The organism is Patescibacteria group bacterium (genome assembly GCA_041661625.1).
Taxonomy (GTDB): Bacteria; Patescibacteriota; Patescibacteriia; order JAHIZJ01; family JAHIZJ01; genus JBAZUB01.
On sequence record JBAZUB010000001.1, the window covers coordinates 297256 to 319530 of the forward strand.

The window sequence follows — 22275 nt, forward strand, 5'->3', positions numbered from 1 at the left end:
TTATTGAAGCAGTTTATTAATTTATTGACGACACGATCGTCGCCAGACCAGCCAATAACATTAATACGAATGCCGCCCAGCCCACTATTTTCACAGGACGCGAATTTGTTCTGACGCCCATGATCTGGCGGTTGCTGCTCAATCGAATTATCAAGATCAACACCACGGGCGCGACCAGCGCGTTTAACACTGCCGAATATATCAAGGCTTTAATCGGATCGAGATGAATGAAGTTTATCAAACCGCCCACCACCACAGCGCAGGCAATCACGCCATAGAAGGCGTGAGCTTTTTTGAATTTACGGTATAGTCCTTCGTGCCAGCCAAAACTTTCAGTAATGGCATAAGCCGCCGAACCGGCCAGTACCGGCACAGCCAATAAACCCGTGCCGATGATGCCCAGAGCAAACAACCACGACGCTCCATTGCCCGCTAACGGTCTTAAGGCTGCGGCCGCGTCAGCCGCCGTAGCTATGTTGCTGATACCGCTGGCATTGAGCGTGGCGGCACAAACCGCGATGATAAACAGCATTACAAGATTGGAAAACAACATTCCCGTCCACACGTCAAAACGCATGTCCTTTATTTCCTTGTTGGTTGCTCCAGTACGTGATTGAACGCTCGACCGACCCACCATAATTTCTTCTTCAACCTCCTGCGATGTTTGCCAAAAGAACAGATAGGGCGAGATAGTGGTTCCCAGGATACCGGTGATCAACAGAATTTGGTCTTTGGTCAGTGTCAGAGTTGGGATAAGGGTGTGACGAATCACATCGAGCCAATCCATCTTGATGGTAAATGCCGTCAAAACGTAGGCCAGCAGAACCAGCGCCAGCCATTTCAAATACTTTGAATACCGTCGGTAAGACACTAAAACCTGCAGCAAAATGCTAATCAGGGCGTAACTGATTATCAAGAGTACAAAATTGGCCGATGGCAGCAACAGTTGAGTCGCTTTAGCCATCGCACCTAGATCCGCTCCGATATTAAATGTATTGGCAATCAACAATAATCCCGCGCAGAGAAATAGCACCCAGGGGCGATAGTGGTGTTTGATGTTCGCCGCTAGACCTCGACCTGTCACCAAACCGATCCGAGCGCACATTTCCTGCACCACTGACATCAGCGGGAAAGTCAGCGGCGCTAACCAAAGCAGCGAGAAACCATACTTGGCTCCTGATTGCGAATATGTGGCAATACCCGAAGGATCATCATCGGCCGCGCCAGTTGTCAGACCCGGGCCGAGCGTATGCCAAACTTTGCCGATTTTGGCCGTAGGATTGATATGGTGCGTCACCGAAGGTTTTTTTATCTTTGTGCCAGGCATATTCTAACAATTTGTCCGGGTTTCAATTGAGTTGGGATATCTACAGTATACGTGCCGGGAAGATTATAGGCAATGGAACGCACCAGCCAACTCATTAGGCATGCTCTCCCGCCACCCAGCCGGTCGTCCAGCAGAGTTGAAGCGAGAAACCGCCCGATGGCCGGTTGATGTGAAGCAGGTCGCCGGTGACAAATAAATTTGAGTACCGGCGCGAACGCATGTTTTTTCCATCAACTTGGCTGATCGCCAAACCGCCATCGCTAACCACGGCTAACTCATAGCCCATCAAACCTGTAATCGTAATCGGCAGCGCCTTTAATTGATCGACCAGCGTTTTGCGCTCTGACTTGGTTATGCTGTGGACTTTTTTATCCAGATCCAACTCGGGTAATAACGATAATATCACCGCTGATGTTCCCGGTGGAACGATTAGCGCCATGACATTTTTCAGATCCCGATTTTTATTATCGTTGAATATTTGCGTTATATACTTGTCCAACGCGCCTAGATCAAGACCTGAGAACAAGTCGATGGACGCAGTGACCGCTCCCTCTTTTAAAAGTTCGGCTACTTGCCCCGAGGTATTAAGAATTATTGGCCCCGAAACTCCGAAGTGAGTGCAAAGTATTCGACCCTTTACTGACAATTGTTTTTTCTGATCCACAAAGAATGTTACCTTAACATCGTCCAGCGCTACACCGGCCAGTGATTTTATCCAACTTTCCCGCACGGCCAAAGGCACCACCGTTGGCGTTGGTTCGACAATATCGTTACCCAACTTTTTTAGCCATCCAAAGCCATCACCGGTGGAACCAGTTTCGGGGTGCGACTTGCCGCCGGTGGCCAGAATGTACGATTCGGCGGTCAGCGTTTGATTTTCTAATTGTACTCCGACTATTTTCCCATTTGATTCAATAAAACCGCGCACTTCGGCGTTGGTACGAATTGTCACATTACCCTGCGTCAGATACTTTTCAAGTAACCGCACTACGTCGCTGGCACGATTTGTTACCGGGAAGGCTCTTTGGTCGGCCTCAATCTGCAGCGGCAAACCATGTGATTCAAAAAAGGTGAACGTGTCGTCGACACCGAATTGTGAAAACGTTGAATAAAGAAACTTTTCAGCCGCACCGTAATTCTTCAGTAATAGCCTCAGGTTGGTTTCAGCATGGCAAATATTGCACCGACCGCCACCGGTAATGGCTAGTTTGTCCCCAAGATGATCATTTTTTTCCAATAACAACACCCGCCGTCCGCGTTCGGCGGCGCGCCCCGCGGCCATCATACCGGAGGCACCACCTCCAATCACGATTACGTCGTAGTGGCTGTTCATATGGCTTGCTTTACAAACTGGCTAAATCGACGGTAGTGTCAATTCTAATTTTAGACACAAACTCTGGAATATGCGACACCATAATCATCCCGCCTTCATAAGCATCGAGCGCTGCGGCTAATACCGACAAATGACGAAAATTAATATGATTGGTTGGTTCATCAAGTATCAATAGACCGGGTCGCATCAAAACTAATCGGCAAAAAGATAATAGCCCTTTTTGGCCTTCGGATAATGATTGTATCGGTCGGGTCAACAGCGCGCCGTCAATCAGAAACCCGGCCGCTGTGGAGCGCAGAATGTGTTCGTCGTATTTGACCATGACTTCTTTCAAGGTGTCGTAAGCAATTTTTTTGGGATTCAAATTACCAAAATCCTGCTGGTAATAACCGACGATCACCTCCGTTGGTATCGTGACATGCGGCGATTGGTTTTGCACGATCGAATTGAGCAAGGTGCTTTTGCCAATACCGTTTGGGCCGGCTAGCAAAACGTGCATATTTTTTCGAACCACCAATTCCATAGCCTGATCGGTGGCTCGATGGTCTTTCACGATCGTTACAGAGCGAATCTCGGCTACCTTGCCGGGAAAGTGGATATCGAATTCTTGTGCTAAAATATTAAACGAACGGATTGTTTTATCTTCCCGCCGCACTTCCACTAAGTTTTCTTCGGCCACTTCGGCCACACCACGCATCCGCTTGGCTACGCCGCGCAGTTTACCGCCCTTGTGGGCGAAGACTTCGGCCTGGGCGCGCTTCTGAACTATTTGCCGCTGCATGCGTGCGTTTACTAAATTTTCTCGCTCCATTCGAGCTTTGATTTCTTCGATCACGTCATTATAATCGCCCGAATATTGTTCGACTTTTTTGGTATGGACATCGAGATACAACACACCGTCGGAAAATGCGTTCAAGAAATCCGCATCATGCGAGATAACCAGCACGGTTTTATCGTACATCACCAGAAATCCGGTCAGGTGGTCAATACCGTGTTGATCCAAGTTATTAGTTGGTTCGTCCAGCAACAACAGATCTGGTTTTTGAATCAGGGCATGCGCTAAAAGTAACCGAGCCTGTTGACCACCGGATAGTTTATTGACAACCCGATCTAAAGGTAACGAAAGATTTACAATTTCAAAAACATCCTGGATCCTTTTGTCCAGCGAATATTCCACCCTATCAAACGCGGTGGCAAAATATTCCCTAATCGTTAGATCGCGTAACTCTGTAGGCATAACCTGCCGGGCGATGGCCACCGTAGCGTCTGGGGGTACACGCACCACCGAACCATCGGCGGGTGTTAGTTCGCCCGTGATCATTTTCAGTATGCTGCTCTTGCCAGCGCCATTCTGCCCCATCAGGGTGATCCGGCTCCCGGACCGAATCGAAAAAGTTACTTCGTCAAGTAATTTTTTACCGTGCTCGTATTCAAATGTGACGTCGGAAAATCGCAGGACGACGTTATTATCGGCCATGGGTAGTCATTAATAGTCCAGCCAGTGTATCACAAAAATACGCCTTTGGCAAGGGCGCTAATCGAAAATTCACCGTACCAATTTAACGATCTATCCTACTTACGCTTAAGCCAGCGTTGCTCGATATAGATCACGCGCCACCACCAGCGTCCCAGCGTGTAACCACCGATTACACCTAAGATTGGTAGTATAATTTGGATAATCCACGACAAACTGCAGCCACCGTGCCAGACAATATTTTTATCGTGCGTTGCAGCCCAGTATAAATAGATTAACTCAATCCCAGCGTGAATTAGCACACCTAACAGGACGCCTAGAATCATGGCTGCAATCAGATATCCAATATGCTTGGCTGGCGTCGGCATGGGTGCGTGGCGATGAAACATTTATATGCAACTAATATTCATTACAAACGCTGCGCAATCTTGTACGCTCCCCAGATTCCAAGTATTCCAAAGATTAAACCACCCAGGATGGATTCTACGGTAAAAATACCCGCGCCCCATAGGGACGGGATATATGCACCAACGGCGGAGCCGATTATCATACCGATCATTACCAGAGGTTTTGAGTTCATGTCTTTTCGCTTCCTAAGCGACCGGCTTTGAGATGACGTCGTTAGTCTTCTTGGCGCGGACAAACAGCGTCCCAACTAGCTGAGCGATAAACAGCAAATAGACGCCCCAATTGCTAAAGATGGTTTCTTGAGTGCCATTTCCAAACACAGTAATCAACCAGAATGCAGTCGTCAAAATTGACCAGAACAAGCCAGCTTGAATCGCCTGGCTGCGACGGGCCGGCTTAAGCCAGCGTCCACAGGCGTAAGCTAAAACAGCCAAAATAACCGCGGCGATAATGTAACCCAACAGCGGCGGGGCGCTCATTTCAGCCTGTTCATTTACACCATAGATAAGCGAGATAACGAAGATTGTAATCATCAACAATAACCATTGGAACAATCCCAGTCCAATGAGCTTGTAGAGAGCTTGCTTGTTCATTTATTATTTAGGCATCATGCGACGTCAGTGTTGAACGGAGGGACTAAACTGTCGGCCATATCGTATCCCCGCAGTGAGGAACTAATGTCGTATATACCGTGTTAGATGATGTAATACTAAACGAGTTATCTTTATTAACAACGTTAATGTGGAATAATTTTATTATTCCTTGTTGGTTGCAAGCCTCCTAACAAGTTCGTGAAGATCATCAGATATTTGCACCGAATCTACCTCGTTGTCCCAAATATCAATTTCCATTATAAGAACATTGTCAAAATAAATACAGGTTTTTGTACCCTCCCCCTGGTTCGTCTCTTCGGTTTTTTCTGTTATTTTTCCAGCGACTTGTTCTCTATCAATAAATTGACAAAATATTTCAACAATTCTGTCGATATCATCATATTTCGTTAAATTTCTTCCGTTGATAGTTAATTGTTCTACGAGATCGCTATAAACTCTTTCAATAAATTCTTCTGGTGATTCTATTGCTTCTTTTTGCCCCTTCGATTCAGGGAAAGGCATTTCTGATTCATTTCGCATTATCATACACTTGTTGGTTAGTTTACTAAGTGATTCTAATTAAATAGCAAATTATTATATCGTCTAACTATATGTTATCAACTGATGGAACGGGCACTAGCCTGCCTGTCGGCAGACAGGGATTCGAACCTAGAATAAAGGTTTTGGACCCTGTCATTCGATGACGTCGGGGTGGACCCCGTCAGTCGCGACTGGCGGGGTGGAGACCATTCCGCTGTTCACGACTTAACCCAATTCGCTTAATGAGAGCCATATATACAGATCCACTTTTCTTTAGTCCCCTTTCTCTACCCTTTGAGTCTTCACGATTCCTATATGCTTCATAATATATCAACTCCAACTGTCTTCGATACTTGGTTGACTGAACATTACCTCTATTATGCTCTTCGAGTCTGTTTATTAAATTATCTGTCCTACCAATGTATAACTTACTGTCTTTTAAACTCTGCAATAGATACACATAGTACATTATTTTCTCCGCGCTACTCCCCGCTATCTTTACTTGGGATCTCCTGGCAGGGGTTGAGGGGATCGCCCCGCACCAAAGCAGATAGTTTTGTGCTTGCGAACTGATGGCAGGGGCACTAGGACTCGAACCTAGAATAAAGGTTTTGGAGACCTTTGTGATAGCCATTTCACTATGCCCCCATCATCAATTCGTAAAATATTTATATGCTGGTGGTGCCGCTTGGTGCGGGGTTGGAGACCTCCGCCCTACCACTGGACGAAACCCCCACCAGCAAATTCCAAATTGTACTCTGTCGGTTTTGTACCCCGCCAGTCGCGACTGACGGGGTGGAGACCAGTATTCTACTGTTGAACTACGCCCCCATGCACTACAACATAATATTCTACTCTACTTGGCCGAGCCCTTGATTTTTAACCATTCTAACGCCATATCGGTCGCCTCGAAAAATTTCAGTTTTCCGGTTTCAGATGTCAACGCGAACACGATCGAACGAATAATTAGCTGGTAGCCCTTGTTGGCTTTGACAATCGCAATTGCGCCGATCTGCTTATCTTGCAATAACCGGGTGGCTAATGTTTTTATTCCAACCGTATCGGATTGTTCTGCTTTTACATTTCTAAAATCTATCGCCAGACCCCAGATTTGACTGGGCAGCTTATTTTCCAAATCCTGCACACCATCATCGAACCAACGGCGTTCCTTAGCGGCATTATCGATCGTCCGCTCTCCTCCCAACGTGAAAACAATGATACCGTCGTGTGATTCCAGTTGAGCGCCCGTACCAGCAAACAAATTAGCGTCGGCCATATTTACTATTTGGTTTCTTTGTGAATCGTGTGCTTTTTGCAATGTTTGCAGAACTTGCTCAATTCCAGCCTGGTCTTGATGGTCTTCTTATTCTTATTGGAAAAATAATTGACCTTTTTGCAAACCGAGCACTCTAGCTTGATTAGATTGTCTTGAGACATAGGAATAGAAGATTAATTGAAGATTGATTTAAATAGATTGTTCTGGAGCCGATGGTCGGGTTCGAACCGACGACCTACGGTTTACAAAACCGTTGCTCTACCAGCTGAGCTACATCGGCACTCGGCGACTGGCGGGCATGTCTGTCCGGTGCTGGCTTGGTCTTATTGACATCGGCCAGCCCATCTCAGCGGCTCACGATTGAAGCAGTTCAGTCGCTCTTCGGCCGCTTCGACCCACTAAGCTACGCTGGCAAATTATCAAAACATTCGTGGATCCCGCAATACATTAACTCTCAATCAATAATGTGTGGGACAAAATCTCTGCTTTTCCCGGGCAGCGATTGCTTCTGCGTTTACTCGAAGCAATCGGCGCTCACCTTCGTCTTTCAGACTCGGCTCGCTGCTGCCCGTCTCCCCCATATACACGGGGTCGACCCAGCTAAGCCACATCTGCGTAATTGCCGTTGGGCAGGAATCTACCGTACACTTTTATGGCTATCTTGTCAACGGTTCTGAAGTTTATTTTACCAGATTATCAGCCGCGGCGCCATCTGGGCAATTTACCGCCTGCCCGGCTAATTTATTCAGCATAGTCGCTTCAACAATTTCCATCATTCGATCCACCCGCTGATGCCAAGTGTGGCTTCGCATCGCCGCTTTGCGTTGCAAGCGCAAACGCTCACTATCCTCGCTCAGGGCCAGATCAATCTGTTCGCTGAATGACCCGGCGTCTTTGGCCAGCCGCACCAAATCACCGAACATACTCATCCCCGATACGGGCGTGCTGATGACGGGTAGACCGCAAGCCAGATATTCGTACAATTTCAGCGGATTCATCGAACGGGTAAATGGATCAATCCGGTGCGGAATCATGCAGACATGAAAACGGTTAACGTAGGACGGCAATTCAGCGTAAGTTTTTTGTCCCAGAAAATGCACGTTGGGACAATGATCAAACACACTCTTGTTAAAATCGGAATAGACATTGCCAATGAAGACAAAAGATTTCGCTGGATTTCGCTCGGCTAATTGTTGGATCAACTCTGAATCGATCCGGTTTTGGATCACGCCCACATAGCCGACAATCGGCGCTGGAATGCCGGTCAAATCATCGGGGAAGGGTCCGTGGTTCTGCCAGTGTTCAAAATCAACCCCGTTGGGGATCCAGTGCACCTTCGGCTGATGGTCAAACCGGTCCCGTAATTCATTGGCCACCGTAAAAACTACATCCGCCCGATTACTGATGGTACGATAATTTGTTTCCAAACGCCCGCGCCATTGCGCCATCCAGGGGTGCGCCGTCCAATCATCCACCGCGTCAAACACCCGCAACGATGCTGGCAGTTCGGTGAACAACCGGCCAAACAGCGGCAGGTACGACCAAAGTGCCGGTTGGTCAAATTTCAATGATTTCAAACGCCGTTGAATATTGCGGCGCGTGACGGACTCGGAAAAAGCGCTGTCAACGGTGGAATAGACAAAAAGTTTACCTGGATAATCACCCATAATCGATCGATCCATCCGAACCAGCCGCGAGCTAAAATCTTGGTACAGCAATTTTCCCTTTACCCCAAACATAAGTGTTTCCAAATAGGCGCGAATCGATCTTTTCAGCGTCAGTGGCAGGTAGTCGATGGCAAATATCCGATGTACTTCCGGACGTCGCAGCAACATTTTCAGTACGTGATAATTGCGATTAACCACGCCGCTCTGCCATTCCTGGAAACTAGACATATTCAGCATGACCAGATCAAATGGTTTCATTTGATTGCGCGCATTAATTGTGCCACGGCTCGACTCCGGTCGGTCCATGAGAATTGATCTCTCGCCCGCTGTAACCCAGCCGCTCCCATACGGTCGCATTCCTGCCAGTTATTTAGTAACCGGCGTATGGCTTGGATTGTTTCAGTGCTGGTGGTTGGATCCACCAGTATTCCAGTTACTCCATCAACAATCGCTTCGGATACGCCCCCACTGCGGCCACCGATCACCGGCCGGCCGTATGAATTCGCCTCAAGATAGACGATGCCAAAACCCTCCACATCACCATTATCTAGCTGGCGTGCCGGCATGACAAATAGGCTAGCCACGGCATAGTAAGCTGGTAATTCATTGTCAGAGACAGCGCCCGCAAAAAGCACCCGGTCATTTAACGCATAATTTTTAGCTATCTGGCGTAAGCGTGGCTCATCCGGACCGGTGCCAACTATCAGGTACTTAATATTCGGAAAATCACTGGTTAGATGGGCTAACGCCTTCATGACGGTATCAATCCCCTTGCGTTCTTCCAAACGAGCCACGGTTACGAGCACGGGCGCTTGGCTGGTCAGACCATATTTATCGCGTATTTTTTGAACAGCGGCCGCGTCAGCTAGTCGGGGCTTATCGCATCCTGGAGTAATAACACGAATCCGGTTAGCCAGCAAACCCAGCTTGATCAGCTCTGATTTGGTGTATTCGCTATTGGCAACGATGAATCGCGCGCCACGCAGCACTTTCATCATGGCTATTTTTTTACGTTGGCGCGACTGCGGTAGACGAATATCCATCCCGTGGGTAATCACAACATAAGGCACCCGAAATAGCCGGGTCACCAGCGCTACGGCCGTACCCACCGGTAGAACTTGTCCCACGATAATAGACCTGACTTGTTTCTTCAATAATATCCGGTAGAGCTGCCACACCAGCGGCCACCAGCGCGGCCATAACCAGCGCTGCGACCAGAAAAACCTGCGTCTGATAATCGGGTACGGCTGGCTGGAATCAAAACCAATCGCCACCGGATCGGACGGTGCTAGAATGGTCATTTCTCCGACTGGGTAAAACTGTGCTAGCCGTTGATAGAACCGCGCCACTCCACCCAGCCGGGGCGGATAGTCCTGGGTCACCAGGAGGTCGTGGCTCATGTGAACTTCTTGATTAGCGCTTGGTAAACACGGCGATATTCCTGCACCCCGAAACCACGGATCACGAACAGCACTATGAAATATACCAGCACGCCGATCGGTATCAGATAGATAAACTTGATTTCAGGTTTTAACGCATACAATACGGCCATCATCGCGCCGCCAGAAATCATTGTTTTTGCCAAGATGGTAAATAAATACTTTTTATTGTATTTGATGATTTGATCTACGACAATCAAGCCCAAACCGCAAAGCACAATCGTTGACACCAAAGATGAAATGCTGGTGCCAATGTATTGCCGGGCGGGAATCAGTATCAGGTTCAAAACTACATTTACCGACATGGCGATGCCCAAATTTATCGTGTTTCGCATCTGCCGATTGCACGCATTTAATAATGATCCAATGGGGAAATTTATAAACACAAAGAATAAACTGAAAATGAGAATTTGCAAAGGAATTATCGAAGCGCCGAACGCTTTCCCCCAGACACCTAAGATTAGCTTATCGGCGATAGCAAATACTCCAAATATTATCGGAATGACAATCACCAGCAAATAATAGACCGCCTTTTCGAAAGTTCGCGCCAACATTTCTTTCGAACTGACGAAGTAAGCGCTCATGGCCGGAAACAATGCCGCGCCGACGGCGATCGGGATGAACTGAAAAGCGTAGGTGAGCTTGTAGGCGGTACCATACCAGCCCACATAACTATTGCCCTTTTCGCCACTCATAACATTCAGTAATACGGTATCAATATAACCGAACACGACCATGAATACGCTAGCTAGGGCAAATGGAAAAGCAATAATAAATATCCGTCTCAATATGGGCCTATCCCAGTAAATCCGCGGGCGCCATTTCATTTTTCGTATCGATAGGCTCAAGCTATAACAGAAGTTGAACGAGCTGCCGAGTAAAATGGCCAAAACGAGAAACATGACGTTGTGCTCGATCCGCAGTAGGAATATGCCCAAGCCCATGACCACGATCTTGTTGACAATCGTACCGATCGCTTCGAACTTCAACACCTGGTGGCCACGTAATATTGCGTAAAAACTGAGCGTGAACGTGTCTAATATCATCACGATCCCGGTGATATATACCAAATGACGAGTCAATTCAGGCGAACCAATAATGGCCACCGTGGTGATGACTGCCAGATAAGCTAAGACGGCGGTGAGTATCTTGATTGATACCACTGAATTTAAAAACGTGTTAGTCTGATCCCGGTCTTTAGCAATCTCACGAGTCAGCACTGGGCTCAAGCCCACGTCGATCAAAATACCAAATATCGTGGTTAGAGAGATAGCAAAAAGATATCGGCCGATTTCTTCCGAGCCGACAGCCTTTGATATATAAGCGAAGTAGACAAAAGAGAGTACCTTCTGCAGCGTCAGAGCAAGCGTAAGATATGAAGCGTTCCGCGCTATCCGATCTGAATGTGAGCCGGCAGTCACTCTTGGATTGTTATGATTAGAAGAATTAACGTTTTTGCCACTGCGGCGCGCGCCGGGCACGTTTCAATCCGTACTTCTTCCGTTCTTTGGCTCGAGGATCCCGCGTTAAATAACCTGCCTGTTTTAATTGCGTCCGATATTCCGGATCTAATTTTACTAAAACACGAGCCAGCCCGTGTCTGACACTGTCAGCCTGACCGCGTTTCCCGCCGCCGCTGACCCGCACGGTAATATCGTCCTGCGTTTCAAGACTCAGCAGATCAATTGGCGCTTTAGCCACCTGCAGCATCTCGAGAGTATTGAAATACTTTTCAACCGGCTGCCCGTTGACCTGGTATATGCCGGTACCCTTCTTGTGCAGGCGCACCCTCGCTATGGCAGTCTTGCGCCGACCAACCGCAAACAAATAGGTTCGCTTTTTGGCTACTTTAGGTTTGGCGGGTTCGGCTTGATCCACTGGGTGAGATCTTGGAGCCGCCGTGTGGGCAGAAACCGTGGTTTTCTTCGGTCGCCCGCGTTTGCGGATTGGTTTGGCCGTGTCTTTGTCCGCGGCCGGTTTGGCAGTTTTGGGCATACGTTAGATGAATATTATTCGGCGCATACGTGGATTGCGCAAACGATTCTTAGGCAGCATTTTATTGACGGCCTTGGTCAGCACCACGTGCGGCCGTTCTTTCATTAAAACTTTTAATCCGACCGTTCTCAAACCCCCGGGATAACCGGTATTGTGCCGATAAACTTTTTGATTAAGCTTATTTCCGGTCAGGCGCATATTCTTCACGTTAGATACCTTGACCGTAATGTCCATATCCAAATTAGGCGCGTAATCAACCCGATGCTTACCTTGCAATAAATGGGCAATTTCGGTAGCCAAACGACCCGGTACGCGACCGGCTGCGTCAACTGTGTGCACCTCACTTATCTTGGACTTATTTTTTGGTATCATGGCTCTTCTCCTTAGCTTTGGAATCAATCTTCTTGTTCACGCCGGGCTGTTTTTTGGTTAGTTCGGTCTTTGACATGCGCTCTACGAATTCAATCACGGCAGTCGACGCACCATCGCCCAAACGGGTGCCAGTCTTGGTAATACGGAGATACCCGCCATTACGCTGGGCAAAGCGCTCGGCTAATACGTCCACCAGTTTATGCCCGGCAGCCGTGTTATTCAAAATCTCAATCAAACTGCGTCGCACAGATACGGTACGCGATTTCGACCGGCTGACCAATCGTTCTACAAAGGGACGCAGCCACTTGGCTTTGGCTTCCGTAGTAACCACCCGTTCATGCATGATTAGACTAACAGCCATATTGCGCCGCATCAATAAACGCTGCGTAACTGGGCGATCGAGAGTTTTCGTCTTGTTGCGGTGTCTCATGAGTGCGTGATAATAAAACTATTCTTCTTTAGTCTCGCTTTTTTTAGCCCGTGCGCGCTTTTTCTTTGGTTCGGCCAGGTCGGTGATAACATCTTCTACGGCGGTTTCAGTAACTTCGGGCTCTTCTGCTTTAACCTTGGCGGGCTTGCCCGTTTCTGTTAAACCGTTAAGCAGGAAATTGAAATGTGCGTCCAGTAGTTTGGCGGCTTCGTGAAATGCTTTTTCGGGAGATAGCGTGCCGTCAGTGATGACCTCCAGCATCAGCCGGTCATAATTCGTCATTTGCCCAACCCGGACATTCTCCACGTCAAAGTTGACGTTTCGAATTGGGGTAAATATGGCATCAACGGCGATCATGCCGATTTCCCGCTTCTCTTTTTCGCGGGTCTCTACCGGCACATAACCCCGGCCTTTTTCGATTTTTAATTCCATTTCCAGTTCGGCCGCTTTGTCCGTCAGGGTGGCAATCACCTGTTCGGGATGTACTACTTCGACATCGCTGGTCGCCTTGATGTCCTTGCCGGTGACTTTCTTCTCACCCTTGGCTGAAAGCTTGACCGTGACCGGCTCATCGCTGAAACTGCGGAACCGCAAAGTCTTTAGATTCAATATGATCTCCACCACATCTTCTTTGACATTCGGAATGGTGGAAAATTCGTGGTTAACGCCTTCGATTTTTACGGCCGTAATGGCCGCGCCTTCCAGCGACGACAATAATACTCGGCGCATCGCGTTGCCCAGCGTCATGCCGTAACCGGGATAGCAGGGCTCAATCGTGAACATAGCCACGTTGTCGCCGGTCTTTTTTACATCGATTTTGCTGGGAAGGGATATAAGTTCCATCGCGTTTTATCTCCGCCGTTAAATATTAATATTTTATCGTGAATAGAATTCGATAATCAGCTGGGTCTGGAAGTTCTGTTTCAGATCCTCCGCCGCCGGCAATGCCAATACCTTGCCCTCTAGTTTGACCTTATCGAGTGTTAGCCAAACCGGCACTTCCTGCTTGGCGATTCGCTTGAGCGTATCTTGAAAATATTTCTTGGCCATCCGATTTGGTTTGACCTGGATCGTATCATTGGCACGTACTTGATAGGATGGTATGTCGGTACTGCGGCCGTTGACCAAAAACTGACCGTGGCTAACCAGCTGGCGCGATAATACCCGGGAAGTGCCGATGCCCAGACGGTAGACGACGTTATCCAGGCGCGTCTCCAATAATCGGCCAAGATTTTCCGCCGTATCTCCCGTACGCTGTTCGGCTTTTTGAAAATAGTTATAAAACTGGGTTTCGTTCAAGCCATACTGCCGCTTGGCTTTCTGCTTTTCACGCAGCTGCTGGCCATAGTTGGACATCCGGCCGCGCCCCTTGCCGCCGTGTTGTCCGGGCGGATAGTTCCGTTTCACGATCGGACACTTGCCCGTGTAGCACTTCTCTCCCTTCAGAAAGAGTTTTTCGCCTTCACGTCGGCATTGGGTGCATTTTGATATGGATACTTTTGACATAGGGTATAAATCAGATGTTACACTCGGCGCACTTTGCGCGGCCGGGGGCCATTGTGCGGAATCGGACTGACGTCCCGGATTGATAAAATGGTATAACCTTGGGCATTCAGGGCACGAACCGCCGCTTCCCGGCCGGATCCGACACCTTTGATGCGCACATCGACTTCCTTGATGCCGAAATCGCGCACTCGATCAACAACCGAACGGACAATAATACCGGCCGCGTAGGGCGTGGATTTCTTGGGACCCTTGAAGCCGTTCTGACCGGCCGAAGAGGAGGCTAGCACATTGCCTTCGGGGTCGGTGAAAGTAATAATGGTGTTATTATACGTCGCCAAAACATGTACCACCGCTTTGTTGATAAACTTCCGGACTTTTTTCTTGGATCGAAAAGCCGGCTTCGTTTTGGATGTCTTAGTTTCGGTGGTTGCCCCTTTCGCAGTCGGTTTGCTCTCGGTGTCGCTTTTCATAGCAGGTACCGCAGACTTGGTGTTGTCTTTCGGTTCGATTGTAGCTTCGTCGGTCATTTCAGCTATTAAATTATCGTTATGGCGTAATTAGGACTGTCACATTCGCGGCTATTCTAAGTCTTTTCGGCTGATGGACGTCGCCCCGAACCCATAGTTCTACGAACGTTGCCACGGACGGTCCGGCTATTCGTCTTGGTTCGTTGGCCACGGGCTGGCAATCCCTTCGCGTGGCGGGTGCCCCGATACGAGCCAATTTCGCGCAGACGCTTGATGCTGCCCATGCGTTCGCGCCGAAGATCGCCTTCGGTCCGGATATTTTTTTCAATATAATCACTTAGACGCTTTTGTTCGTCAACGCTCAAGTTCTGGGTGCGAGTATTCAGATCGATCTTATTGGCCTCTAAAATCTTACTCGCCGTAGTCCGGCCAATGCCATAGACATAGGTCAGGGCGATTTCGATCCGCTTGTTTTGAGGTAATGTGACTCCGGCGACTCTTGCAGCCATATATCAATAATATAGTGTTAATTAGCCTTGTCTCTGTTTGTGCTTCGGATTTGAACACAAAACGCGTACGCGTTGTTTTCGGCGAATAACTTTGCACTGGGCGCACATTTTCTTAACCGATGCTCGTACTTTCATAGCCGATAATAAAGTTGTTACAGACGGAATGTGACGCGACCCTTGGTCAGGTCGTAGGGGGTCATTTCCATCAATACCCGGTCACCTGGTACGATTTTGATTCGATTTATCCGCATTTTACCGGATAAATGAGCCAGAATCGTGTGCCCGTTTTCCAGCGTGACCCGGAAGGTCGCGTTGGGCAATAGCTCGTCCACTACTCCGGCCATCTGAATGAAGCCGGGTTTAGCCTTGGGAGGCTCACGTCGCGGGGGCGTAGGTAGCATTGAAAATGCTTACTTATAAACGAAAAACGTTCAATCAAGAACGTCTACAACAAAGAATATTACTTCTCTGCCGGGTCGAGACGAGTTCTTGAAATCAGGAATATTGTTAACCCAGAACTATTGTACTATGCATGCCAAGAGGTGTCAAGAGCTAGCCCTTACATCTGTATATACTTTTCGTAATGAGGTTTAGGTTGTAATATTTAGACTTATAGAATATAATCACTTTGTTTATAATATGTAGAAAATAGTACATTCCTACCTAACAATATAGCTATAATAAAATGTTTCTATCTGATACATTAATTCAAGTTGCGGCAGTAGGTGGTGGTTTAATAATTGATTTAGATAAGGACATATTTCTGGCGGATACGCTAATTCGAATTGCATCGGCTGCAAATGCATCGGGCGCAACCATTGTAATTCGAAATGCTGACAAACACTTACTTTCAGACTCGCTAATAAGGATAGGTGCCGCAGGTGGAGGAAGGGTAATTTTTGAAGTATAACGAATGCAAAACTCATCCATCAGCATAATGATATACTTTTTATCGGGTCTATTGCTTGGGGTAATAATACCCCTACTTATTAAATTTATTTCCTCGGGTGCGGGAAGGTTATATATTTTAAAAGCTAGATTAATTAAAAGGTACTGGTTAATTTGTGCAATATTTATTCTGATCTCTGTAATAGTATATTTATCAATATTTAAAAGATATACAGGCGATAGCCTTGACCACGCAATTAGCGTGGTTGGTCAAAATATTACTCTTCTATTTGCAATAGTTGTTGGTTACTTTGCCTTTGAGCAGGTTTCAATACAAAAAGCTGAACAAAAACAGAAGACTGGGTATGAAAATTTAAGACAGAGAAAACTTGGTAGAGCTAAATCAGACTTAGAAGATTCTCTTTCCCTTGATCCGTCAAATATAAACACTCTTCTAAACCTAACCGAACTGTACTTGATTACTGCTGATTACAAAGCATTTAACGAGAAGGTCATACTGCTTGAGAGTATGGTTATTGATCGACCTGAAAAAGTATTACTACATTACCTTAAAGTAATATATGCATTATTTACAAAGGGATATGATGATGCTGTTCGAGAAATTAACATCTGTGTAAAGGAAGAGGGCTCTATAAATATTGCCGAGAGAACAATTCCTCGCTGGGGGTACGGGGAGATTGTTTTAGCAGAACCATTTAAACGATTTAATGAAAATGAAAAAAAGTTAGTTGAAATTTATTTTCGTTATCTTCAAAATGCACTTAACACAGAGGAGATGGTTGCGTATAGGAATGGGGATCTATTGTTGCAAAATGTAAAACCGCCCGAACAGCATTTACCTATTACAGAAAATACGACAATAAAATCTTGAGAGGTACAGAGGGCTACTAATATCAAAATATATTATCCAGCCCAGCCTTCATTCATTATTTCCCAAAAATTCCTACTGCCCAAAGTCGCATGCTTGTCCCCCGTTCTCGATGTAGTATAATGTCTACAGGCACATCACTTGTAAAATAAATTGACTATGCTTAAAAAAACGCTCCTAGTCGCGATCGCTCTGGTAGCTTTTGTGTTTGTGGCGGGCTGTGGTAAGCCCGACGCCACGGACGGTGACGCCGTTCCCGCGTCTGGCACGACGAATCGAAGCGGTACCGCGTCGGGCAATGTCACCGATCGAACCGACTATGTGATTTATGAAGACACCACCACTCCGGCACCGATACCCGGCGGTATTACCACGCATCAGTTTATTCTCGGCCACCCGATCCCGGAAGCCAGCGTAATAAAATCAAATGCTTACTTCGTCCCCTGGCGCGTCGACTTTAGCCAAGTTCTGCGCGCCCCCCAGATGATGCCGGGCAGTGGCTGTGTCACAGTCAAGGAACAAGTGACCTATATCGACGGTTGGATCGACCTCAATCTGGCTGACATGGAGATCGGACCAAATGACCTGCCAAATGACGGCCCGGCTATTCCCAGCGGCACCGTGCATGAAAAAGTTACCGGCACGCCCGGCACTTGGACTTGCGGCAGTAGCATGCTGACCACGGCCGCTAATCAGGGTTCGGTTGATTACATTAATTCTATTGTCGGCGAGCACACCGCCAACTTCAAAGATGCATCGAACCTAACCGGCCTATCCACCGCCGGTGCAAATATTTATCTTGATCTATCTATGCCCGAAGATATTCAGTTCATCTGGCCGGCTGGAACCAAGATCGAGTACGCGCCCGAAGGCACTCCGATACCGCTGGAGCCACTAGTTTCGAGTAAACTATAACAATCCAAAATTTCAAACGCCAAGACCGGCTCACCAGCCGCTTTTGGCGTTGATACACACAAATTCAGGCAATAAAATATTGACAAAATACCCTATTCCTGTAGGGTATAGGCGTCTGTACTGGGAATAATTCGGGTACTTTCACGCTAACCCGTTCGAATTAGGAGGGGCGAACTGGACTAGCACTGGTGCTTTTTGATAACTCGCGTAGTTTCTACAGCTGGCAAGGTGTCGGCTGTAGCGTTCAGGGGTTCAACCTATGGAGGACAAGCAATGAACCCGAAGAAGTTACTCGTCGCCCTGTGCATAGTCATGCTCGTGGGACTCATCGTCCCGCATAGGGCGGACGCTACGACCTACGTAGTATACCCCGACGGAAGCGGGCCGACACCGAACATCCAGGCCGCGATCAACGCTGCCATCGGCGGTGACATCATCGAACTCACCGACGGCATCTTTACCGGTGACGGCAATCGCGACATCGACTTCGTGGGCAAGGCGATCACCGTCCGTTCCCAAAGCGGGAATCCGGAATCGTGCGTGATCGACTGCCAGGGAAGCTCGGAAACGCCCCACATCGGATTCTACTTCGACTCAAGTGAGGGGGCAGGCTCCAAGCTGATCGGCGTCAAGATCATCAACGGATTTGATTACATGTACTACGCGCCTTTGGCGATCTACGTGTCCGGCGCTAGCCCCACGATCGACGGCTGTGTCTTCGTGGACAACGGGGTTAGCATCACGGGGTATGTGACTATGCTGTTCTTGCGGAGCGAGTTCCGCGACTTCAACTCGGGGGGCGGTATGACTCAGCCCCCTATCGACATCTCGAACACAGGTGGACGCGTCGCGACTGTGACCGTTGAGGACTGCGCGTTCCGCAACTGTACGTTCGGCGGTGAGTACGGTTACGGAACCGCGATCGACGTTGGAGGAACGGGGTCTCTTGGTAGCGGGACTACCAATACAGTTTACGTCAGGCGCAGTTTCTTCGAGAACTTGAACGGGACCGCGGTCAGCCTTGGTGGTACCGGCGACGTGACCGTCTGGGGATACCTCGAAGACAATGTGATCCAAGCGTGCGGCAACTCCATGATGTCAACGCCAGCGATCAACGTCTCAACCAACTCTTCCTCGGACACCCACGCGCTCATGTCGGGCAACTTGATCTACAACTGCCCAGTCGCCGCCATCTCGATCTACGGGTACAGCCCCCAGATCTGGGTCGAGAGCACCAACAACACCATCGCCGACTGCGCCACGGGGATCAATAAGGGTTCCGCCGTGGTAAGCCTGGTGATCGACAAGACCATCTTGTGGAACGCCGACGACCTGAACGGCGTTCTGTCGAGCGAGATCACCTGTTGCGACATCAGCGACGGTGACTTCGCGGGCATCGGCGGGAACTTCTCCGAAGACCCGCTGTTCTGCGATCCGTCTACTGGCCAGTACACCATCAGCACGGAGTCACCGTGCGTCGATGGGTACGGATGTGGTCGCATCGGCGCGCTCGGTATTGCCTGCGGCTACGTGATCACCTCGGTCATCGACATTCCGAGAGACCAAGGCAAGCAGGTCAGGATCTCATGGGGTCGATCAAGCTACGACCCCGAAACAGTGGTGAGCTACACCATCCTCCGACGGGTCGATTCGTTCGACAAGTTGTATCCTCCGGGAGACTGGGATGTCCTGCAGACCGTACCGGCTTGGGGTGAAGACGCCTACAACGCCGTGTGCCCGACGCTCTGCGACTCTAGCCTTTCCGGTGGTATGTGCTATTCGACATTCTTCATCCGAGCCAACACCGGCTCGCCCTCCGTGCATTACGACTGCGCCCCAGACTCGGGTTACTCGGTCGACAACCTGGCACCGGCTCCGCCTGCCGGATTCGCCCTGAACTACAACGGCGGGAACGTTCTCACGTGGCTGGAAAGTCCGGAAGCGGACTTCGACTATTTCAGCCTATACGGGAGCACGCTACCCGACTTCGTGCCCGGGCCTGAGAATCTGATCGTCCAGCAGAGCAACACCGGGTACGTGGACAACGCCCCGGCCAACATGTACTACCGGATTACAGCCACGGACTTCAACGGGAACACGAGCGACGACGCGTTCGTGACCCCGAACCCGTCCAGCGTGCCAACAGACAACGCGCCCCTCGCCTTCTCCCTGAGCGCGGACAATCCGACTACCGGACGGATCGGAGCGCGGTTCTCCTTGCCGACCGCAGGTGACGTGAAGCTGGTCCTCTACAGCGTCGCCGGCGCGAGAGTGGCCGACCTCATCAACGGACCTCAAACAGCGGGTTCGCACGCGGTAACGTACAATGAACCCGTCGCGTCCGGAGCGTACTACCTGCGCCTCGTCGCCGGCGACCAACACATCACCAAGAAGGTGGTCGTGCTCCAGTAGCCGACCACAGCAACCAGCTACACAATGTTAGCCGTGCCCTCTACCACGGCTAGCAACGGGCCGAGAGACAACGCCCTACCCTCGTCACTCTCTGCCCGTTTTTTTATTTCAAAATACTATATGGGCTAGTAGTATCTTTGTTTTTTTACTTAATTGACACCGCACTAGACAGAATGATAAAGTCAGGGCGCTGCCAGCCCCTGGCAGACGCCACGCTTCCCATCCGGGAAGCACCCGGAAGTCAGCAATGAGATGGTGCTGGTACCATTGAGGAACCCTTCACGACGGACGTCGTGGAGAGAGCACAGCCCACGGGCTGCGTCTCATGACAGGCCGACTTCTCCCTTTCTCACCTTGTGCCGTTCGCATCCTATGTGATGGCTTGAGCGTGAGGGGCGTTTTCCGCCGCGCATTGAATGCGCACGGAGTGCGATGTACGGGAGACAGCGGCCTCAGCGGCAATGGCACTATCTCGCTGACTTCCGGGGCGTCCGCTGACTTGTTCAGCCCACGCCCTTTTTACCTTGGAGGCAAAAATGCCGGATGATGATACCTCAGTCGAAACTCCGGCATTCCGCTATTTCCCATATCGGGATCGGAATCCGGTGAGCGGTTATCACAAGATCAGATGGATCGGCGCACCCAACCGGTCGATGCGCCTCGTCCACGCCCGGATTATCCGACGCATCAGACAACTCCCGGTAGACAGCAGTGTGGTCACAGGCATGCTGCCAGGCTGCAGTCCGGTAAACAACGTTTTACCGCACCGCTTTCATCAGTTTTTTTATCTGATCGACCTGCACAGCGCCTATCGCCAGGTGAACCGACTGCAACTGATCGAACTGCTGACCAGACTGGTACCAGAGAATAATGCGGTAGCGATCGGTGAATTCCTAGATCGATACTGCCTGGATCCACGCGGTGGCTTGGTCACCGGCGCGCCAGCTTCGCCCGACTTGTTCAACTTCTACGCGGCACGTTTGATCGACGAGCAGCTGATCGAGCTCTGCTGGCAACACGGTATCACCTATACCCGCTACCTGGACGATCTGACATTCTCATCCGATGTGGTAATTGGCTGCCGCATACGCTGGCAGATCCGCGATATCATCATCGCGGCTGGCCTGCCGATCCAGCACCGCAAATGCCAGGTAGTCGATATCCTGAAGCGACCGGTGGTCATCACCGGGGTGGGACTCGACAAAGGCGGCCGGTTGTTCCTTCCGCGCCACTATCTCCGGCATATCCGAGGCCTGTTGCATGTCGCCACTTACCGCGGGAGCGTACCCGTCGATATAGTGGAAGGAACCATGGGCGCGTTCAAAGCCGTTACCCGCGGCCAGCATCCCAAGCGCATTGAGATGAGGGTTCGAAGGAAGTACGAGCTGTACCGCCAACGGCTAACAGTAGGCTGATCACCTGCTGTTTTTCTATTTGCGCAATCAAATAAATGATGCCATAATAAATTCAAATACATAACATTAAAACTATGGAACCGACCCAATTGCTAAAGTCGAATATTATCGAACTGCTTGGCCTGCAAGACCTGCCCAAGGAAAAGCAGGATGATTTGGTTGCCAAAATGAGCGAGGTGGTTCAGCATCGTATTACTGACCGGCTGTTGGAACGCCTGCCCGTGACTGCCCAAGCCGATCTTGATGCATTGATTGCCAAAGGCGCTACCAGCGAAGAGTTTGATGGTTTTCTCCAAAAAGTGATACCCGAGTACAACCAGATCATGGCCGAAGAAATCACCGTATTCAAACAAGAAATGCTCGATGATGTAGGCATCCTGCGCCAAATGGTAACCAAAGAATCCGTTAAGCCTAAATAAT

General features: G+C 49.2%; 26 protein-coding genes, 2 tRNA genes and 1 pseudogene. 6 read left to right on the top strand and 23 right to left on the bottom strand.

The window, feature by feature from the left end; translation table 11 throughout:
* Positions 1–16: 16 nt before the first annotated feature.
* The 23 genes and pseudogenes from WC734_01570 to infA form a co-directional block, all read right to left on the bottom strand.
* Complete coding sequence (locus WC734_01570) at positions 17–1327, bottom strand: Nramp family divalent metal transporter (GenBank protein ID MFA6197828.1); 1311 nt, start codon at positions 1325–1327, stop codon at positions 17–19.
* Positions 1328–1421: 94 nt separating this feature from the next.
* Complete coding sequence (locus WC734_01575; GenBank protein ID MFA6197829.1) at positions 1422–2660, bottom strand: aminoacetone oxidase family FAD-binding enzyme; 1239 nt, start codon at positions 2658–2660, stop codon at positions 1422–1424.
* A 10-nt stretch (positions 2661–2670) separates the two neighbouring features.
* On the bottom strand, positions 2671–4137 hold the full coding sequence (locus WC734_01580; protein ID MFA6197830.1) for an ATP-binding cassette domain-containing protein: 1467 nt from the start codon (positions 4135–4137) through the stop codon (positions 2671–2673).
* 95 nt (positions 4138–4232) lie between these two features.
* On the bottom strand, positions 4233–4523 hold the full coding sequence (locus WC734_01585) for a hypothetical protein (GenBank protein ID MFA6197831.1): 291 nt from the start codon (positions 4521–4523) through the stop codon (positions 4233–4235).
* A gap of 204 nt (positions 4524–4727) precedes the next feature.
* Complete coding sequence (locus WC734_01590) at positions 4728–5135, bottom strand: hypothetical protein (GenBank protein ID MFA6197832.1); 408 nt, start codon at positions 5133–5135, stop codon at positions 4728–4730.
* 162 nt (positions 5136–5297) lie between these two features.
* Positions 5298–5657 (bottom strand): hypothetical protein, encoded by a 360-nt coding sequence (locus tag WC734_01595; GenBank protein ID MFA6197833.1) that lies wholly within the window; start codon positions 5655–5657, stop codon positions 5298–5300.
* 199 nt (positions 5658–5856) lie between these two features.
* A complete protein-coding gene (locus WC734_01600; GenBank protein ID MFA6197834.1) occupies positions 5857–6144 on the bottom strand; it encodes a GIY-YIG nuclease family protein in 288 nt (95 codons plus the stop codon).
* A gap of 104 nt (positions 6145–6248) precedes the next feature.
* Positions 6249–6323: transfer RNA gene (locus WC734_01605), tRNA-Trp, on the bottom strand.
* A 208-nt stretch (positions 6324–6531) separates the two neighbouring features.
* Positions 6532–6951 carry a hypothetical protein gene (locus WC734_01610; protein MFA6197835.1) on the bottom strand — a complete coding sequence of 140 codons (420 nt, stop codon included), beginning with the start codon at positions 6949–6951 and terminating at the stop codon, positions 6532–6534.
* A 5-nt stretch (positions 6952–6956) separates the two neighbouring features.
* Positions 6957–7112 carry a 50S ribosomal protein L33 gene (gene rpmG / locus WC734_01615; GenBank protein ID MFA6197836.1) on the bottom strand — a complete coding sequence of 52 codons (156 nt, stop codon included), beginning with the start codon at positions 7110–7112 and terminating at the stop codon, positions 6957–6959.
* Positions 7113–7155: 43 nt separating this feature from the next.
* Positions 7156–7231 (bottom strand) — tRNA-Thr (locus tag WC734_01620).
* A 400-nt stretch (positions 7232–7631) separates the two neighbouring features.
* Positions 7632–8876, bottom strand: coding sequence for a glycosyltransferase (locus WC734_01625; protein MFA6197837.1), 1245 nt, complete (start codon positions 8874–8876; stop codon positions 7632–7634).
* A complete protein-coding gene (locus tag WC734_01630; GenBank protein MFA6197838.1) occupies positions 8873–10018 on the bottom strand; it encodes a glycosyltransferase family 4 protein in 1146 nt (381 codons plus the stop codon). Before WC734_01630 ends, WC734_01625 begins: the two co-directional genes overlap by 4 nt.
* A complete protein-coding gene (locus tag WC734_01635) occupies positions 10015–11538 on the bottom strand; it encodes a flippase (protein MFA6197839.1) in 1524 nt (507 codons plus the stop codon). The genes WC734_01630 and WC734_01635 overlap by 4 nt, the downstream gene beginning before the upstream one ends.
* A complete protein-coding gene (rpsI, locus tag WC734_01640; GenBank protein MFA6197840.1) occupies positions 11504–11884 on the bottom strand; it encodes a 30S ribosomal protein S9 in 381 nt (126 codons plus the stop codon). The genes WC734_01635 and rpsI overlap by 35 nt, the downstream gene beginning before the upstream one ends.
* Before the next feature lie 171 nt (positions 11885–12055).
* Positions 12056–12424 (bottom strand): 50S ribosomal protein L13, encoded by a 369-nt coding sequence (rplM, locus tag WC734_01645; protein ID MFA6197841.1) that lies wholly within the window; start codon positions 12422–12424, stop codon positions 12056–12058.
* Positions 12408–12854 (bottom strand): 50S ribosomal protein L17, encoded by a 447-nt coding sequence (gene rplQ, locus WC734_01650; protein MFA6197842.1) that lies wholly within the window; start codon positions 12852–12854, stop codon positions 12408–12410. Before rplQ ends, rplM begins: the two co-directional genes overlap by 17 nt.
* A gap of 18 nt (positions 12855–12872) precedes the next feature.
* Complete coding sequence (locus WC734_01655; GenBank protein MFA6197843.1) at positions 12873–13697, bottom strand: DNA-directed RNA polymerase subunit alpha; 825 nt, start codon at positions 13695–13697, stop codon at positions 12873–12875.
* A gap of 33 nt (positions 13698–13730) precedes the next feature.
* Complete coding sequence (gene rpsD / locus WC734_01660; protein ID MFA6197844.1) at positions 13731–14360, bottom strand: 30S ribosomal protein S4; 630 nt, start codon at positions 14358–14360, stop codon at positions 13731–13733.
* Between the two features lie 17 nt (positions 14361–14377).
* A pseudogene (gene rpsK / locus WC734_01665) lies at positions 14378–14746 on the bottom strand (30S ribosomal protein S11).
* 197 nt (positions 14747–14943) lie between these two features.
* Complete coding sequence (gene rpsM / locus WC734_01670; protein MFA6197845.1) at positions 14944–15336, bottom strand: 30S ribosomal protein S13; 393 nt, start codon at positions 15334–15336, stop codon at positions 14944–14946.
* A 21-nt stretch (positions 15337–15357) separates the two neighbouring features.
* The gene (gene rpmJ, locus WC734_01675) at positions 15358–15471 is read right to left on the bottom strand and encodes a 50S ribosomal protein L36 (GenBank protein ID MFA6197846.1); all 114 of its coding nucleotides are present in this window, start codon (positions 15469–15471) and stop codon (positions 15358–15360) included.
* Between the two features lie 17 nt (positions 15472–15488).
* Positions 15489–15680: a translation initiation factor IF-1 gene (gene infA / locus WC734_01680; GenBank protein MFA6197847.1), complete on the bottom strand. Its 192-nt coding sequence runs from the start codon at positions 15678–15680 to the stop codon at positions 15489–15491.
* Positions 15681–16021: 341 nt separating this feature from the next.
* On the opposite strand from infA, the gene WC734_01685 reads away from it, so the two are divergent.
* The 6 genes from WC734_01685 to WC734_01710 all read left to right on the top strand — a co-directional run bounded on the left by WC734_01685 (position 16022) and on the right by WC734_01710 (position 22274).
* Positions 16022–16246, top strand: a complete 225-nt coding sequence (locus tag WC734_01685) for a hypothetical protein (protein ID MFA6197848.1) — start codon at positions 16022–16024, stop codon at positions 16244–16246.
* A 3-nt stretch (positions 16247–16249) separates the two neighbouring features.
* On the top strand, positions 16250–17116 hold the full coding sequence (locus WC734_01690) for a hypothetical protein (GenBank protein MFA6197849.1): 867 nt from the start codon (positions 16250–16252) through the stop codon (positions 17114–17116).
* Between the two features lie 156 nt (positions 17117–17272).
* Positions 17273–18028 carry a hypothetical protein gene (locus WC734_01695; protein MFA6197850.1) on the top strand — a complete coding sequence of 252 codons (756 nt, stop codon included), beginning with the start codon at positions 17273–17275 and terminating at the stop codon, positions 18026–18028.
* Between the two features lie 273 nt (positions 18029–18301).
* Positions 18302–20440, top strand: coding sequence for a T9SS type A sorting domain-containing protein (locus tag WC734_01700; protein ID MFA6197851.1), 2139 nt, complete (start codon positions 18302–18304; stop codon positions 20438–20440).
* Positions 20441–20976: 536 nt separating this feature from the next.
* Entirely contained in the window at positions 20977–21855 is an 879-nt protein-coding gene (locus WC734_01705; protein ID MFA6197852.1) for a reverse transcriptase domain-containing protein, read from the top strand.
* Between the two features lie 74 nt (positions 21856–21929).
* Complete coding sequence (locus WC734_01710; GenBank protein ID MFA6197853.1) at positions 21930–22274, top strand: DUF5663 domain-containing protein; 345 nt, start codon at positions 21930–21932, stop codon at positions 22272–22274.
* Position 22275: the final 1 nt, after the last annotated feature.

What these genes read in the sequence shown, in the direction of transcription:
- WC734_01570 (MFA6197828.1), bottom strand. Translation starts at nt 1,327, where the DNA reads ATGCCTGGCACAAAGATAAAAAAACCTTCGGTGACGCACCATATCAAT.
- rpmG (MFA6197836.1), bottom strand. Translation starts at nt 7,112, where the DNA reads ATGTCTCAAGACAATCTAATCAAGCTAGAGTGCTCGGTTTGCAAAAAG.
- WC734_01685 (MFA6197848.1), top strand. Translation starts at nt 16,022, where the DNA reads ATGTTTCTATCTGATACATTAATTCAAGTTGCGGCAGTAGGTGGTGGT.
- rplQ (MFA6197842.1), bottom strand. Translation starts at nt 12,854, where the DNA reads ATGAGACACCGCAACAAGACGAAAACTCTCGATCGCCCAGTTACGCAG.
- WC734_01590 (MFA6197832.1), bottom strand. Translation starts at nt 5,135, where the DNA reads ATGAACAAGCAAGCTCTCTACAAGCTCATTGGACTGGGATTGTTCCAA.
- rpsD (MFA6197844.1), bottom strand. Translation starts at nt 14,360, where the DNA reads ATGTCAAAAGTATCCATATCAAAATGCACCCAATGCCGACGTGAAGGC.
- WC734_01580 (MFA6197830.1), bottom strand. Translation starts at nt 4,137, where the DNA reads ATGGCCGATAATAACGTCGTCCTGCGATTTTCCGACGTCACATTTGAA.
- WC734_01695 (MFA6197850.1), top strand. Translation starts at nt 17,273, where the DNA reads ATGCTTAAAAAAACGCTCCTAGTCGCGATCGCTCTGGTAGCTTTTGTG.
- WC734_01610 (MFA6197835.1), bottom strand. Translation starts at nt 6,951, where the DNA reads ATGGCCGACGCTAATTTGTTTGCTGGTACGGGCGCTCAACTGGAATCA.
- WC734_01595 (MFA6197833.1), bottom strand. Translation starts at nt 5,657, where the DNA reads ATGCCTTTCCCTGAATCGAAGGGGCAAAAAGAAGCAATAGAATCACCA.
- WC734_01705 (MFA6197852.1), top strand. Translation starts at nt 20,977, where the DNA reads ATGCCGGATGATGATACCTCAGTCGAAACTCCGGCATTCCGCTATTTC.
- WC734_01700 (MFA6197851.1), top strand. Translation starts at nt 18,302, where the DNA reads ATGAACCCGAAGAAGTTACTCGTCGCCCTGTGCATAGTCATGCTCGTG.
- infA (MFA6197847.1), bottom strand. Translation starts at nt 15,680, where the DNA reads ATGGCCGGAGTAGTGGACGAGCTATTGCCCAACGCGACCTTCCGGGTC.
- WC734_01625 (MFA6197837.1), bottom strand. Translation starts at nt 8,876, where the DNA reads ATGAAACCATTTGATCTGGTCATGCTGAATATGTCTAGTTTCCAGGAA.
- rpmJ (MFA6197846.1), bottom strand. Translation starts at nt 15,471, where the DNA reads ATGAAAGTACGAGCATCGGTTAAGAAAATGTGCGCCCAGTGCAAAGTT.
- rplM (MFA6197841.1), bottom strand. Translation starts at nt 12,424, where the DNA reads ATGATACCAAAAAATAAGTCCAAGATAAGTGAGGTGCACACAGTTGAC.
- WC734_01585 (MFA6197831.1), bottom strand. Translation starts at nt 4,523, where the DNA reads ATGTTTCATCGCCACGCACCCATGCCGACGCCAGCCAAGCATATTGGA.
- WC734_01600 (MFA6197834.1), bottom strand. Translation starts at nt 6,144, where the DNA reads ATGTACTATGTGTATCTATTGCAGAGTTTAAAAGACAGTAAGTTATAC.
- rpsM (MFA6197845.1), bottom strand. Translation starts at nt 15,336, where the DNA reads ATGGCTGCAAGAGTCGCCGGAGTCACATTACCTCAAAACAAGCGGATC.
- WC734_01655 (MFA6197843.1), bottom strand. Translation starts at nt 13,697, where the DNA reads ATGGAACTTATATCCCTTCCCAGCAAAATCGATGTAAAAAAGACCGGC.
- WC734_01690 (MFA6197849.1), top strand. Translation starts at nt 16,250, where the DNA reads ATGCAAAACTCATCCATCAGCATAATGATATACTTTTTATCGGGTCTA.
- WC734_01630 (MFA6197838.1), bottom strand. Translation starts at nt 10,018, where the DNA reads ATGAGCCACGACCTCCTGGTGACCCAGGACTATCCGCCCCGGCTGGGT.
- WC734_01710 (MFA6197853.1), top strand. Translation starts at nt 21,930, where the DNA reads ATGGAACCGACCCAATTGCTAAAGTCGAATATTATCGAACTGCTTGGC.
- WC734_01575 (MFA6197829.1), bottom strand. Translation starts at nt 2,660, where the DNA reads ATGAACAGCCACTACGACGTAATCGTGATTGGAGGTGGTGCCTCCGGT.